This is a genomic window from Arsenicibacter sp. R0_47, from assembly GCF_057652235.1.
On sequence record NZ_JBYFCJ010000029.1, the window covers coordinates 79,630 to 94,362 of the forward strand.

10 protein-coding genes are annotated in these 14,733 nt (G+C 53.3%); 2 read left to right on the top strand and 8 right to left on the bottom strand.

Features of this window, described 5'->3' with window-relative positions:
• Window positions 1–7 precede the first annotated feature (7 nt).
• The 3 genes from AC23NW_RS29645 to AC23NW_RS29655 are packed head-to-tail and all read right to left on the bottom strand — an operon-like array spanning window position 8 to window position 6,102.
• Complete coding sequence (locus AC23NW_RS29645) at window positions 8–1,654, bottom strand: SusD/RagB family nutrient-binding outer membrane lipoprotein (RefSeq protein WP_487454143.1); 1,647 nt, start codon at window positions 1,652–1,654, stop codon at window positions 8–10.
• Window positions 1,655–1,680: 26 nt separating this feature from the next.
• A complete protein-coding gene (locus AC23NW_RS29650; protein WP_487454144.1) occupies window positions 1,681–5,055 on the bottom strand; it encodes a SusC/RagA family TonB-linked outer membrane protein in 3,375 nt (1,124 codons plus the stop codon).
• Window positions 5,056–5,079: 24 nt separating this feature from the next.
• Complete coding sequence (locus AC23NW_RS29655) at window positions 5,080–6,102, bottom strand: FecR family protein (RefSeq protein WP_487454146.1); 1,023 nt, start codon at window positions 6,100–6,102, stop codon at window positions 5,080–5,082.
• Window positions 6,103–6,594: 492 nt separating this feature from the next.
• Here AC23NW_RS29655 and AC23NW_RS29660 point away from each other — a divergent pair, with 492 nt between their 5' ends.
• Window positions 6,595–10,044: a beta strand repeat-containing protein gene (locus AC23NW_RS29660; RefSeq protein WP_487454148.1), complete on the top strand. Its 3,450-nt coding sequence runs from the start codon at window positions 6,595–6,597 to the stop codon at window positions 10,042–10,044.
• A gap of 131 nt (window positions 10,045–10,175) precedes the next feature.
• Here AC23NW_RS29660 and AC23NW_RS29665 read toward each other — a convergent pair whose 3' ends face one another.
• On the bottom strand, window positions 10,176–10,574 hold the full coding sequence (locus tag AC23NW_RS29665; protein ID WP_487454150.1) for a winged helix-turn-helix transcriptional regulator: 399 nt from the start codon (window positions 10,572–10,574) through the stop codon (window positions 10,176–10,178).
• Between the two features lie 160 nt (window positions 10,575–10,734).
• Here AC23NW_RS29665 and AC23NW_RS29670 point away from each other — a divergent pair, with 160 nt between their 5' ends.
• Entirely contained in the window at window positions 10,735–11,103 is a 369-nt protein-coding gene (locus tag AC23NW_RS29670; protein WP_293845462.1) for a DoxX family protein, read from the top strand.
• A gap of 76 nt (window positions 11,104–11,179) precedes the next feature.
• Here the strand turns inward: AC23NW_RS29670 and AC23NW_RS29675 are convergent, their stop codons facing one another.
• From AC23NW_RS29675 to AC23NW_RS29690, 4 genes are all read right to left on the bottom strand, one after another.
• Window positions 11,180–12,304 carry a hypothetical protein gene (locus tag AC23NW_RS29675; protein ID WP_487454152.1) on the bottom strand — a complete coding sequence of 375 codons (1,125 nt, stop codon included), beginning with the start codon at window positions 12,302–12,304 and terminating at the stop codon, window positions 11,180–11,182.
• 129 nt (window positions 12,305–12,433) lie between these two features.
• Complete coding sequence (locus tag AC23NW_RS29680) at window positions 12,434–12,880, bottom strand: hypothetical protein (RefSeq protein ID WP_487454154.1); 447 nt, start codon at window positions 12,878–12,880, stop codon at window positions 12,434–12,436.
• 45 nt (window positions 12,881–12,925) lie between these two features.
• Window positions 12,926–13,459, bottom strand: a complete 534-nt coding sequence (locus AC23NW_RS29685; RefSeq protein ID WP_487454155.1) for a dihydrofolate reductase family protein — start codon at window positions 13,457–13,459, stop codon at window positions 12,926–12,928.
• A gap of 467 nt (window positions 13,460–13,926) precedes the next feature.
• Window positions 13,927–14,499, bottom strand: coding sequence for a DinB family protein (locus AC23NW_RS29690; protein ID WP_487454156.1), 573 nt, complete (start codon window positions 14,497–14,499; stop codon window positions 13,927–13,929).
• Window positions 14,500–14,733 lie beyond the last annotated feature (234 nt).

Genomic DNA, 14,733 nt, shown 5'->3' on the forward strand with positions numbered 1-14,733 from the left:
TACTAAATTACTGCAGCAACCATACTTTCGACTGCTGATCATCGGCTGCCGGACTCAGGGCGCCCACGCCCAGGTCATAGGCGGTTTTGTTCTGGCCCAGCTCATTACCCGGATAGCGGTACCGCAGCGGGAACGCATAGCCACTCAGACGACCGTTGCTGAAGATGTTCGGCAATTTGGTCCGGCGCAGATCCAGATACGCTTCTGAACCAACCAGGAACAGGGAAATCCATTTCTGATCCGCGATTTTAGCCAGCTGACCCGCCTTATCCGAAGGCAGTGCAATCGTAGCCTGTGCCAGGTAGGCATCCACATCCGACTGTTTCACACCCCAGCGCAGCAGCGAGTTGGCAATGCCTTTCCGGTAATACGTATCGGCATTGCCCGTAATCAGGCCTTTTGCCGCGGCTTCGGCCAGAATAAACTGCACCTCATCGCTGTTCATAATCATGGCTTTCAGCAGGTTGTGCTTGTTTTCGCGGAACAGTTTTGAAAACTTCGACACCTTGAAGTTGCCTACTACCCCACCGGCAGCGGTGTTGTAATGGCCGTTCCCGTTTTTCCAGTCGCTCTGCATACCGGCCACAAAACCGACATACACCTTATTGGAATCCAGCAACACATCCGGCGTTGCGTAAGCCGTAATGTCCTTATTCGTCCGGTCAATGTATTCCCAGGTCGACGAATAGCTATAGCCGTTCGGGTCGGTTGTTGTGAACGTCACGCCGTTTTTCGTCTTATCACTGGTCCACGGCCGTTCTACCGGCGCAAACCATACCTGCAAACGCGGGTCTTTCAGATCGGTAAGCTTGTCAACCAGCGTCTTACACGGCCGGCGGGTATCGAAGTTATCGATGGTTCCCCAGTTCAGCGGCCCGCCGGTCCATGAGTTATCGGCAGTCGTACCCACGTAGGCAATCGATGCGTTCTCCGTAGCTTCGGTCAGCAAAGGCTGGTTGATCAGGGCGGTCATCCGGGCACCGGCATCGGCCAGTTTACCCGACGCACGCATCAGCAGGCGCAGTTTCAGCGAGTTGGCAAACTTCAGCCACTTTGACTTGTCTCCCGCGAACATCAGGTCATAGGTATTCGAGATTGGCTCGGTACCGGCGTTAATGAGCGTGGTCGCCTCATCCAGTTCTTTCAGCAGACCGGTATAAATATCAGCCTGATGGTCGTATTTCGGATACAGAATTCCCTGGCGGGCTTTCAGCGCCTCTGTGTAGTATACGTCACCGTAATAGTCCGTCATGTAGGAGAACAACAGCACGCGGAAGGCCGTGAAAATGCCCTTGTGTACTTTCGAGCCGCGCTGATCTGCCAGGCCAATTGAGCCATCTACCAGTTTGAGGATGTCCATCGCCGTGTACATATCGTCGATCGGCGATTTGAATCCGTTGTAGAAGTTATCCCCGCTCTGGTAGTTGCTTTCGATGTGCTGAACGGCACCCGGCAACCGACGGTTATCGTACCCCATTTTCTGATAGAAAACCGACGTTTGTTTGATAATCGACGCCAGCAGGTAGGGGTCGTTTACCGATTCAATTGCATTTTTCTGTTGCAGGGCATCAAAGCTGCGGAGTTCATCCTGGCTACACGAAGCGAGGCCCGTGATCACAGCGGCAATTGACGCAATTTTTATCAATGATTTCATGTCTGTTCAGTTTTAAGAGGATGCCGTTAAAAATCAAGAGACAGCTTAAAGCCATACGAACGGATACTTGGCAGGGTCGCCCGCAGAATACCCTGGTTGGTTCCTACGCCTGTGAACGCCGATTCCGGATCTTCGTTACGACCTGATTTGTTCCACTGGAACAGGTTACGGCCGATCAGTGAGAAAGTTACGTTGTTGAGATTGTATCTGGTCGTTAACGCCCGCGGCACTGAATACGCCAGGGAGATTTCGCGCAGCTTGAAGTTTGTGGCATCGTAGGTTCTGGTAGCGGTAAAGTTCCAGATGATGTCGCCGTAACCGTTATACGGGAAGTCGTAGAACGTGTTTTTCGGATTGGCACCGTTTACGATGTAGTCTGCATCGGTTGCCTGCGACGGGTCACCTTTGTAATTCGGGTTCAGGAACACCCCTTTTACGTAGCTGGCATCCTGGAAGTCAGACCGTTTGTCGTTGTTATTGGCATTGATGGCAGCATACTCGCTGGAGTTGGCAGCCGGCCAGACCAGACCACCGTTAGCCGCATCGCGGCCACCGACCCACCACGGGTTGTTATCGCCCGAACCCAGCGTGGTTACCGCACGGCCGTTCGACTCAGCATACTGCTGGTTTACAGACACATACTTACCACCCATCCGCAGGCTACCGACCACATTCAGTGAGAAGTTCTTATACCGGACACCCGTGTTCAGACCCAGAATATAATCCGGATTGAAGTTGCCCAGCTTGCCACGGTCACGCTCGTCGCTTGATTTCTGGATTTTACCTTCGTCTGAAGTCAGCAGCGGCATACCGGCATACTTACCGGTTTTTACGCGCAGAATCGGGTTCTCTTCGTAAATATTACCAATGGTTTCGCCCTGCGCGATTTTCACCTTTGTTTTTCCGTCGTAACTGGCAAATACATAACCGTTCGGGGCAAATTTGTCAGACAGGCGGGTAATGGTTGCCTTGTAGTGCGTAAAGCTGGCCGACACATCCCAGGCGAAATCACCCGTTTTGACCGGCGTGAAGTTCAGCCCCCACTCAAAGCCTTTGTTACGAACATCGCCGATGTTGGTCAGCAACCCTGAATACCCGGTCCCTTTCACCAGCGGGATGTTGTCGATCTGGTTTTTCTGATCCTTAATGAAATACGTGAAGTCAAATTTCAACCGGTTCCGGAACATCCAGATATCGACACCGGCTTCTTTAGTCAGCGAGTGCTGTGCCTTGATGTTCGGATCCACAATCGTCGCGTTCAGGCTGACCGTGTTGATGGCTCCCCACGGGCTCGCATCGTACGTGTATGTGTCGATTGACCGGCGGCGGGTCAGGCCGTTTCCGACGTCAGCAAACGCCAGACGTGTTTTTACGAGGTCGAACATGGCCGGTAATTTTACCGTTTCGGTAGCCACCCAGCTTAGTGACGCAGACGGGTAGAAGTAGCTGATTTTTTCTTCCGGCAGAATGCCTTTCCAGTCGTTCCGGCCGGTCAGGTCAAGGAACAGTTTGTTGTCGTAACCAAAGTTTGCATACGCATAGGCGCTCAGCGATTTGGTGTTCTGGAACGGTATACCGTTGACAGTCATGGTACCGGCCTTGATGTTAGCCAGCGTAAAGAGGGCCGGCGAGTTCAGGTCACCACCCGTAATTTCCATGCTGTTCAGGTTGTTGAACCGGTAGTTACCGCCACCCGATACGTTGATCGAAAATTTGCCTAACGTCTTGTTATACGTCAGGATCGCATCGGAGTTGGCTTCCAGCGAGCTGTTGTTGCCCGACACATACTGACCGAAGGCATCCCCTTTGGCTCCCCACGACTGACGGAGTTCGTAATTCTCCTTCACGTTCTCCATACCCGTACGGAGCAAGAGCGAGAAGTTGTCGTTCAGTTGCCAGTTCAGCTGCAGTTTACCGAAGAAATTGTCGCGGGTAAAGCGGTGCAGCTTTTCGTAGGTAATCCACCACGGGTTGTTCTGGGCCACATCAATACCGTTGTCCTTCATGATCGCACCGTTCTGGCGGATACCCGCAAAGCCCGGCATCCAGTAATCGCGCATGTCGGCCAGCGGCTGCAGGTTGGTCGGGATGTTGAACAACAGGTCATTCAGTACACTGTTTGACCCTACGCTGTTGGCCTTATTCGGTGAATACGTGTGGATGTAGCTGGTGCTGACCGACACCTTCAGTTTATTCGTAATGTTATACTCGGTGTTGAGCGAGATTGACTTCTGCTGTGTTTTGGTGTTCGGCATTACCCCTTTGTTGTCCATGTTCGACATTGACAACCGGAAAGCACCTTTGTCGTAGTTGCCGGTTACGCCGATGTTATTCGTGAACGTACCACCGGTCTGCAGGTAGGCTTTCACACGATCTTCGTTGGCCGACACCATCGGGCCGTTGTTCCACTTCTTCAGTTTAACGTCCCAGTAGTTCGATTTGAACGTACCGTCCAGACGAGGCCCCCAGGTATCCGTGTTATCATACTGCCATTCGTAGGCGCGTTCGCCCTGGCCGTATAATGTCTGCTCAGGGAAGAACATGTAGGGTTTATCGGCCGTGTAGGCTGTTGAGAATGAAACGCCCAGGCCTTTTTTCGCCCCTTTTCCGGATTTTGTGGTGATCATCACTACACCGTTACCGCCTTCAGCCCCGTACAGTGCACCGGCGCTCCCCCCTTTCAGGATGGTAATATTGGCAATATCGTTCGGGTTAAGCTGCGAAAGAATGTTACCGAAATCGACACCATCTTTTGACGTAAATGTCTGTGTACCAACCGGCACCCCGTCAATAACGTACAGCGGCTGGCCTTTGATTGACACATCGGAGCCACCGGCGCTGGTGGTCGGCATGGCTGTCGTACCACGGATGTTGACCAGGACCGATGAGGTCGGGTCACTGCTCAGGTTGGTCAGGTTCACCCCGCTAACCTTACCGTCCAGGGCTTTCAGCACGTTCGGGTTGGCGGCTTTTACGAGGTCTTCTGATTTTACTTCGCTGATTGAGTAGGCCAGTGATTTCTTTTCGCGGCTGATACCGAGGGCGGTCACCACAACCTCCTGCAGCTGGCTGGCGTCTGACGTCATGACCACATCGACCACGCTCCGGTTACCGACCGGTACTTCCGTTTTTGTATAGCCGACAAAGGAGAACACCAGCACCGCATTGCTGCCGCTGACATCAATCGTGAATTTGCCTTCGGCGTTGGTGCTGGTCCCGCGCTGGCTCTCTTTAATGAGCACGTTTACGCCGGGCATGGCCAGACCATCGTCCTTCGACGTGATTTTACCCGTGATTGTGCGGACCTGTGCCATGGCGGCAGTCAGGCATCCGGCTGCTACGACCATTGCCGCCATCAGCAGCGGACGCAGAAGCCATTGAAAGGTAGATCTGTGTTTCATAGTTTTCAGGTAATTAGAAGGTACTTATTTGCGGATCACGACAATCCGGCCTTTTATTTCATATTTAGCGCTGATCGCGAAGCAGATGGATTCTAAAGCGGATACCAGATTTTCATTAAGGTGTCTGCCGGTCAGTGAGGTTTCCAGCAAGGATTTATCTTTCACTTGAATCTCAACATCATAGCATCGTTCCAGGGTCTGAACAACCGTGCTGAACGGGGTATGGTCAAACAGCAGCACACCGTCTACCCAGGCGTAATCGGGCAGTACATCCTGCCGGACAATCCGGTACTTCTCTGTCCGCTTGTTGAAAATCAGTTTTTCATTCCGGGTCAGGACAACGGCCGGTAATGAGGTTGAATTGATTGAGACACTGACGCGTCCCGAGCGCACGGACACCGCCACGTCTTCGTCGGCATCGTACGATTTAACGTTGAACGAAGTGCCGAGCACACTTACCTTCAACTCATCCAGAGTGATCGAAAAGGGCCGTTGTTTGTCTCTGGCCACATCAAAGTAGGCTTCCCCCTGCAAACTGACCGGCCGGCTCTTTTTGTCGAAAGCGGCCGGAAATGTCATTTTGCTTTCTGCATTCAGTTTTACATAGGTTCCGTCGGCCAGCCGTAAGCTCTTCCGGCTGCCTCTCGGAACTACCTCCTCCCGGTGAGCAACCAGCGGAGTCTGTTTTCCGGTATTACGTACTGCCTGCTGTCGGGCGCGGTAGGGAATCAGATACAGAATTCCCAGGAAACCAATCGCCAGCGCAACCAGCGCGGCCATTTTTGTATAGTTTCCCCACGAAACCCCGAACCGGCCTTTTGCCTGCGCTCCGGATGGTACCGTATCCGGTGCAGGTATTTCCGTACGGAATACATCAGCGGCTTCGCTTTCCTCAACAAGTGAAGTAAAATAGGCTTCCAGTACGTCCGAAAAATCGTCAAGTGCCCGCTCATTTCCCATACTACGCAGCAGCTCGTCCAGTTCAGACGGGGTCAGCTGGTTTTCGATGAGACGATTTACGAGGTATTCGGCGCGGGACCGTAACATGGTTCGATTGGTTTAAAATCTGCTAATGATACTGCACTTGTTCAGCAAAAGACTATTTCGGTATGTTTATTTTTTGTTAACAAGCCGGGGCGCTGGTTTTCAGCTACCTAAATAAAGGCAAATGCGCGGAGCAGTGCATCCTGCCACGTTGTCAGCAGCACCGGCAGAAATAACGGGCATCTGTACCCTGTCCCGCTTACACAGTTTTTCATTCCCTTTATAACATTCTGTCGGGCATCTGGCTTTCAGTTAATACCTTGTATTCCTATAGGCTAAAATAACACCATTTAGTCTGAGTGCAGATCTGGCCGCGCTACTGCTTCCTCATCCGAGGGAAAAACATGTACGAAAATGATACTTGTCCCTGCAGCTCAACACCTCGCACCGGACATTAACAGATGCTTTACGATGTGGCGGTTGCTGCAAGATCGGTTCGTCCGAACGTACACACTTAATCCATAAATCGTATTTCCAACTTTTTACTCAACCAGTATGCATACAATTTTTAAGACGACAACCACGTCGCTGTGGTTGTTTGCCTGGGCATTGTGTATCACGTGCTCCTACCAACACCAGGCGTATGCCCAATCAGCCCTTACCCTTACGCAACCGACCTATAACTGTGCTACGGGAGCGATCACCTTTAATACGACAGGCGGTAATGGTTCGGCCATTACCTATTCGGCCGCCGGCATTACCCGTGCCAGCGCATCCAGCAACAGCGGAACAATTGAAGCCGGTCTGCGGGCCGATCCGAAACCAATTGTCATCACAGCAACCCAGAATGGCGTATCAACAACCTATACATTTAATATAGCCGCGGCTTGTCCGGGCAATTTTGCCGTTACCCAGCCAACCTATAACTGTGCAACCGGTGCCATTACGTTCAACACGACCGGTGGCGATGGCTCTCCGATCACCTTTACGGCACCGGGCATCACCCGTGCCGGTGCAGGGAGTGCCAGCGGCACCGTTGAACCCGGCTTACGGGCTGATCCGAAACCGATTGTTATCACCGCCATGCAGAACGGAGCCATGACAAGCTACACGTTCGACCTGGCCGCTTTCTGCGGTAATAATCCGGCACCGGTTAATCAGGCGCCTGTTTTCAGCGGCACCCTGACAGCCATTTCCGGTATCGCCGGCGTACCGTTCAGCTATACGCTGCCTGCAGGCTCATTTACTGATCCGGATGCCGGCCAGACGCTGACCTATACCGCCGTTGGCTTACCAGCCGGCCTGAGCATTAATGCCGGAACGGGTGCCATCACCGGTACCACCTCTTCAACCGGAGCGAACACGATCACCATCCGGGCAACGGATCCGGGCGGATTGTCGGCCTCATCGACTGTTGGTATCACGTTTAACACAAACCTGACACCGGTCTTCAGCGGCACGCTGACGTCCGTAACAGCCATCGCCGGTGCGCCGTTCAGCTACACCCTGCCAACCGGTTCGTTTACGGATCCGAACACCGGCCAGACGCTGGCCTACACCGCGACGGGACTGCCGGCGGGTCTGAGCATTAATGCAGGCACCGGCGCACTGACCGGAACGGCCTCAACCACCGGCTCTAATGCTGTGGTGTTTACGGCAACGGATACCGGCGGCCTGTCGGCCAGCTCGACCCTGGGCATCACGGTGGTACCAAACGTTGCCCCGGTCTTCAGCGGCTCACTGGCATCGGTTTCGGCTACGGTCGGCACCCCGCTGAATTTCACGCTGCCAACCGGCACCTTTACCGACGCAAACACCGGTCAGGCACTGGCCTACGCTGCCACCGGCCTGCCGGCGGGTCTGAGCATTAACAGTGGTTCGGGAGCCATCACCGGTACGCCATCCGCCACCGGCACCAACTCCGTTACCCTGACGGCGCGGGATACGGGTGGCCTGTCAACAACCGGCGTAGTCTCGATCAATGTCGCACCAAATACCGCACCGGTCTTCAGCGGATCGGCCCTGTCGGCAACCGGCACCATCGGTTCTATGCTCAGTTACACGCTGCCAACCGGCACCTTTACCGACGCGAACACCGGCCAGACACTGACCTATACCGTTTCCGGACTACCGGCGGGTCTCAGCATCAACAGCGGCTCAGGCGCAATTACGGGTATGCCATCCGCAACCGGTGTGTCGTCGGTAACCATTACGGCTACCGATCCGGCGGGTGCGTCGGCATCCGGCACCGTGAGTCTTTCTGTAGCGCCGAACCAGTCACCGGTTTTCAGCGGTTCACTGGCATCAGCAACCGGTCTGGTTGGCTCTATGTTCAGCTACACCCTGCCAGCCGGGGCGTTCACTGATCCGAACCCTGGCCAGACCCTGACCTATGCCGCCACCGGACTGCCGGCCGGCTTCAGCCTCAACAGCGGTTCAGGCGCAATTACGGGTATGCCGTCAACATCGGGTGTTACGTCGGTAACCATTACGGCTACAGACCCCGCCATGGCGATGGCAAGCGGTGTGCTCAGCATCAGCATCAGCGCGGCACCGACACCGGTCTTCAGCGGTTCCCTGGCATCGGCAACCGGTACTGTGGGTCAGGCGTTCAGCTATACCCTGCCAACCGGCACCTTCACCACAGCGGGTGGTCAGTCACTGTCCTATGCCGCTACCGGTTTACCGGCAGGTCTGACGCTGAACACAACAACCGGAACGATCTCCGGTACACCGACTACGGCAGGCAGCAGCACCGTTACCCTGCGGGCAACCAATACGGGAGCCCAGTCGGCCAGCGGTACAGTGGCCATCACGATCAGTCCGATGCCGTCGCCGACCTTCACCGGTACGCTGGTATCGGCGACCGGTACTGTGGGTCAGGCGTTCAGCTATACCCTGCCAACCGGCTCGTTCACCGATCCGTCGGGTCAAACACTGGCTTATGCGGCTACCGGACTGCCGGCGGGCCTGACGATCAACACCGCAACCGGTGCTATCTCGGGAACACCAACAGCTGCTGGTAGTAACACCGTTACCCTGCGGGCAACCAATGCCGGCGGTATGTCGGCCAGCACGACGGTCGGTATCACCATCAGCACATCGGCAACCAGCGGCACGGGCACCGCTCCGGTCTTCAGCGGTACGCTGGCCTCAGCAACCGGTGTGGTTGGTCAGGCGTTCAGCTATACCCTGCCAGCCGGTGCGTTTACGGGCGGTCCTTCACAGACGCTGACGTATACAACCGTTAATTTACCGGCGGGTCTGACAATCAATACCGCAACCGGTACGATTTCAGGAACACCAACTACAGCGGGCAGCAGCACTGTCACCCTGCGCGCCACCAACGCCGCCGGACAATCGGCCAGCGCATCGGTGGGCATCACGATCAGCGCATCGGCAACGAGCGGAACCGGCACCGTAGGTACCTCACCGGTCTTCACCGGCACCTTAGTATCGGCAACGGGCGTTGTGGGCCGCGCATTCAGCTATACGCTGCCAACCGGTTCATTCACCGATCCGAACAGCCAGACGCTGACGTATGCGGCCACCGGTTTACCGGCCGGTTTAAGCATCAATACGACTACCGGTACCATTTCGGGTACACCGACCACGGCGGGTAGCAGCACCGTTACCCTGCGGGCGACCAACACCGGCGGCCTGTCGGCCAGTGCGGTCATGAGCATCACCATCAGCGCCTCGGCAACGGGTAGCGGACGGATTGCGGCCAGCGAGTCCTTACCGCCGATTGATGTCGTAGCGGTGGGTGGCAACCCGATCCAGAACGGTATTGTTGAAGTTGCGATCCGTGGTGCAGAAGGCGAACCGATTCAGGTTCAGCTGACGAATATGAACGGCGAAGTCATTCAGGTTCAGCGCCGTGAGCGGGCACAAACCGAAGAGCGGTTCCGCTTCGATGTCAGCCGTCAGCCGGGCGGTACGCTGCTCCTGCGGGCTGTTTCCAACAACCGCGCACGGGCTATCCGCCTGCTGAAAGTAGACTAAGGCCTGCTTTGCAGTGCAGGAATGAATAATGGCTAATGAAAAATGGACAATGGTTTAAGGCCATTGTCCATTTTTCGTTTTCAGACTCTATTCAGCATCCAGTATCATCCAGAACCCAGAACCATCCACCCCTACTCCCGCTCTGTCCGTTTCAGAATGCGTTCACGGTGCAGAAGGCCCCAGTCGTGGAGGGCAATGATTACCGCATCCAGGGTCTCACTGTAGTCAGTCAGTTCATATTCGATGGTCACGGGCGTGGTCGGATAGACCTTTCGTACCACAAATTCGTTTTGTTCGAGGTCTTTCAGCTCCTTGCTTAACACCCTCGCCGTAATGCCGGTAACGGCCCGCTGCAGCTCGCTGAAACGGGTATTGCGCTCCCGTAAGGCAATGATAATCGGCAGTTTCCACTTACCGCTCACTACATACAGCGCATCCTGTATCGGCATCAGGTGCTGTGTACATTCTTTCTTCGTCAAGCCGCGGTGCGGCTGGGTACTGACCTCCGGTTCCTCCAGTAATACCTCCATATCGCTTACAGATTGTCTGTCACTAGTTAAAGGTACAACTCCGTATCCGGATTGTCACTCCGTATCCAAAAGGATAGCAGTATACTTCAGGATAGTGCCCACATATGCATGGCCGGAACACGTAGGTTTGCAGCAACATTAATCACAAAAGAAACCTGTTATGAATCCGAAAATCAAACGAATACTGACCATTACGTTTACGATCCTGGCCGCCGGTATGTCCATCATGAGCGGCGTGATGAAACTGATCGCCTCGCCGGAAATAGTCAGCACACTGAGCAAAGTCGGCGTGGGTGCGTACCTGCCGGTACTGGGCCTGATGGAAATCGGCTTTGCGCTGCTGTTTCTCTACCCGAAAACAATGCGCATCGGGTTTATCCTGCTCTGCTGCTACTTTGCCGGTGCCATTGCTACGGAACTGTCGCATGGCACGCCATTCAATGCCGTTATGCCAATGGTCCTGATCTGGATTGCCGCGTTCCTGCGCGACCAGCGTATATTTCTCGAACCCGCTCCGGCACGGTCATAAGTCGCCGGTGCGTCAAAAAAAAGGTGAGTCTGTCGGGGCAGGTTCACCTTTTTGCATTAGCGTTTCACTTGCTTAGTCAGATACCAGGTAATTCGATTGTCCGGGTGGCTGAGTCAGACCGGCCACAGGCATCCTGGTTGCTTACTGTAACCGTATACGTACCGGCCAGATTACCGGCAGGAATGGTTACCGTACGGCTGGCCTGCCCGCGGAATACCTGGCTAAACACATATCCGCCCGGCCCCGTCACAACATAGGTCGTTCCCACCCCTGTAAGCTGTAAACTCCACTGATTACCGATTGGCGGGGCTAAACTAACCGATCCTATCTGAGCCGCCAGCAACGGATCACAAGCCAGAATCCGGATTGATTCGGAAAAGGTACAGCCATTGTATATATCAACCGCAGTCACCGAATAGATCATCGATTCTGTAGGCGTAATCACAATTGTTTTCCCTGTCTGCCCGCCATCCCAGCTGTAATTTGTAAAGTCATTGTCTAAATTATCCCTGTCCGCATTAAGCGTTACCGATGTACCCTTGTCTACAATCAGCTCCGAGGCCGTTAATGACAAGACAGGCCGGATCTCTAAAGCACCCATAGCTGACAAGACACCGGTAGCAGTAGCTGCAGTTTCGGTTGCACTCATTACTACAGTGCCTATAGTACCGGCACTGTAATATCCAGGTTTAGCAACTGTAAACTGCACCATACCCGGCGTATTTACAGCAGGGTTAGGAATAGGAACAGGTCCCTTAAAGCTTACCGTATAAGAAACCACACCAGCCGTCGCACCACCAGCTAACGTCAATGAGGTGCCTACACAGGGGTTACTCGGGTCAAAACCGGCTGAACTATATACATGACCTGTATTCACCTCTACATGTATATCCGCCGAAGCGCTTTCGCCGTTGGTTGTTCCGGTTACCGAGTAATCACCGGAAAAGTTAACGACTACCGTTGCGGAGGTTGAGCTGCCTGCGTTTTCAGACCAAAGGTAGCTGTCGGCCCCGCTGGCAACCAGCGTCACCTGCCCTGGCCAATCCACCATAATACCCGGAAACGCAGTAATGGTTACTGTCGGCGGCGCCGGTTTCCGGTGGTTTTCCGGAGCGTTATGTTTATCGGATGCCATTGCCTTGCCGGCGATCAACAGGATTGTTACCAGCAACAGGAAGTTTCTTTGTAGAATCAGGGTCATTTTTCGTTCGTTATTAGTATACAACACGAACGAATGTAGCGGCCACAGGCCCCCAACCCCAAAAAAGCAGCATAGACAAAAATATAGACAAATTACTATCCCTCACCTGATCAGACACTTAGCACTCAATCAGTTTGCCGGTCTGTCACCCTTCTGCGCATAACGCCCACCACTGAAAAACCGGATCAGGTAGGCGGTCTGTACCACCAGAAAGGCCAGCAGTGCCAACCCGCCCACATGCGAAGCGGTCGTCATAGCCTTTACATCCGGAATAGAAACATAGCGCCGGTCGATGCCCGACAACACCAGGTTCTGCATCTGGCTATAGACAAACAAGAGCCCGCAGAGCGTGGTAGCCACCACATGCCACTGGTAGTCCCGTCCGGAGCGCATCGCCCTTGCTTTTCTGTTCCGCAGGTAATAGGCAGCTTCGATCAGGCAGCAGATGATGCCGAGGGCAAGAAAAATCTGAAAGGTGGGCATTACATAAAACGTGTCGGTCAGCTGAATATCGAAGACCAGGTCACGAAACAGCCACGTAAGCACGAAGAAGAGAAGGGCGAGGATAAGGAACATGGGGCAGTTTTTTTACCCGTAAAGTTAATACGACAACGCAGCCTGTCAATAGGTAATGGCAAACGTCATAATCTGTAACCCGTGTTCATACGCTTCGGTATCGAGTAATTCGGCCTTGTACGCTTTCGCCGAGTCGCCGAAGAGGCGTATCCCCTGCCCTAACACTACCGGACTCAGCTTGATGCGGAGCAGATCAATCCGCTGATTGTCGAGCAGCCAGCCAGCCAGCTGCCCGCCGCCACAGAGATAAATGTCCGTGCCGGGCTGCTGCCTGATGGCGTCGATTTCGTCAAGGTTCAGCGGTTTTACGTGTACGCTTTCGTGCGGCTGATCAAACGTAAGGGTGTCGGAAAAGATATAGTGGGTCATGTTCGGGTAGGCCGGCTGACCAGGCTCAATGCCGAACGCATAGCCATATTCGTAGGTCTTTCTGCCCATAATGACCGTATCAAATCCCGCCAGGTCGCCCAGGTATTTTTCCACGCCGTTTCCGGTCTGTACATAGCCGCTTACATCGTCATCCGGCCCTGCGATAAACCCGTCAATAGAGCTGGCGACGTAATAAATAACCTTTCTCATACCGTTGTGTTGTTTTGTTGCGTGAAGACCTAACCCGTTGGCAGCCGGTTTTGTTACCTGTGGGGGTGATGGCCTTTTTTTTCTTCTCTACATGAACAAGCCGGATAGCACGACTGTCGTTTTTGCATGGCAGCGTATAAACCGTCATCGTATCATACGCCACGACCGTTTTATTAACCCGATCTATCGTTGACGGCATAATACGATTAGATACGGCAATCTCATTCGTTACGACAACGTATACAGGCTTCCTGGCAGGCTGACTCAGTACCAACAGCGATAACAGGTGGCAGAATAGTATCATGGGGTTGTGTTGTCAGGATGCGAGGGAAAGGGATATTAGGTCCGGTAGTCTGAAAACGGTAACCTTGTTTCAGACTACCGATTTTATAATTTATCAACTATCCCCCCGTGGGTGCTCCATCGCAATATGCGGGCAAGATCGGAGCAGCTACTCCTGTAAAAAACTAAGCCAAAGTAGCGACAAATTCCGCTTCATTCTTTTGCATTTGAGTGATGTGGCGCTGACCGTGCTGAGCTAAGAAGTAAATGTACTCGTAAACATCTATTTTACCTAGCTCATTGACTGACATAGTAGTCTTATACAAAACGCCTTCTCCGTTACTCAACGTTTCAAGGTTACTCAGGCAATGAGCGACCTGTTCCTTTAATTGGGTACGCACTTCATTGAGTGTTTTTTCGCTTTTAGGCTCCATGTGCTCAGGGCGCATCCAGACAAATGATTTATGCAAACCAACTTCGGTGAGTTTGTCATGATGAAAGACGTAATGCTGAAGCTCAGTTTGTAAATCCAGCTTATGAATATTTTGTAAAGCTTTGCCGGTGCCTTTGTCTATGAGAATAAGCAGAAAATGGTTAGTCAGACCAATGTGCTCTAAAATCTGGTTAATTGTCCAACCTTCGTCGATTGGTTTGTATTCCCGCAAATCAGTGTCTTTGTCAAACCAGGTATCAATGTCGCTAAAGGTAGTAGTCAGCGAGTTTTTAATCAGAGCTATAATTGATTGTATTTGCATCATTCAAATGGTTTTGTCAGCGGCGTCCCGTTGTTGCTCGTTTATAATAAGTACCCAATATCCGAAAGAGCCCACGACGCCGGCCTAGTCCGCCCCGTAGATTGTTTTGTGACAAGCCAACTCTCGGGCCAGAGCGGTATGCCGCAGCGGGACCTTCCTGATACAGGGCTTTCTCATAAAACCCTATGCATGGTCATAAATTCGATTAGTGAGTTAAAATCATCCGCAAACTGATCG

Bases quoted from the DNA above. Each gene is read 5' to 3' on its own strand.
- AC23NW_RS29645 (WP_487454143.1), bottom strand. From the start codon at position 1,654: ATGAAATCATTGATAAAAATTGCGTCAATTGCCGCTGTGATCACGGGC.
- AC23NW_RS29650 (WP_487454144.1), bottom strand. From the start codon at position 5,055: ATGAAACACAGATCTACCTTTCAATGGCTTCTGCGTCCGCTGCTGATG.
- AC23NW_RS29655 (WP_487454146.1), bottom strand. From the start codon at position 6,102: ATGTTACGGTCCCGCGCCGAATACCTCGTAAATCGTCTCATCGAAAAC.
- AC23NW_RS29660 (WP_487454148.1), top strand. From the start codon at position 6,595: ATGCATACAATTTTTAAGACGACAACCACGTCGCTGTGGTTGTTTGCC.
- AC23NW_RS29665 (WP_487454150.1), bottom strand. From the start codon at position 10,574: ATGGAGGTATTACTGGAGGAACCGGAGGTCAGTACCCAGCCGCACCGC.
- AC23NW_RS29670 (WP_293845462.1), top strand. From the start codon at position 10,735: ATGAATCCGAAAATCAAACGAATACTGACCATTACGTTTACGATCCTG.
- AC23NW_RS29675 (WP_487454152.1), bottom strand. From the start codon at position 12,304: ATGACCCTGATTCTACAAAGAAACTTCCTGTTGCTGGTAACAATCCTG.
- AC23NW_RS29680 (WP_487454154.1), bottom strand. From the start codon at position 12,880: ATGTTCCTTATCCTCGCCCTTCTCTTCTTCGTGCTTACGTGGCTGTTT.
- AC23NW_RS29685 (WP_487454155.1), bottom strand. From the start codon at position 13,459: ATGAGAAAGGTTATTTATTACGTCGCCAGCTCTATTGACGGGTTTATC.
- AC23NW_RS29690 (WP_487454156.1), bottom strand. From the start codon at position 14,499: ATGATGCAAATACAATCAATTATAGCTCTGATTAAAAACTCGCTGACT.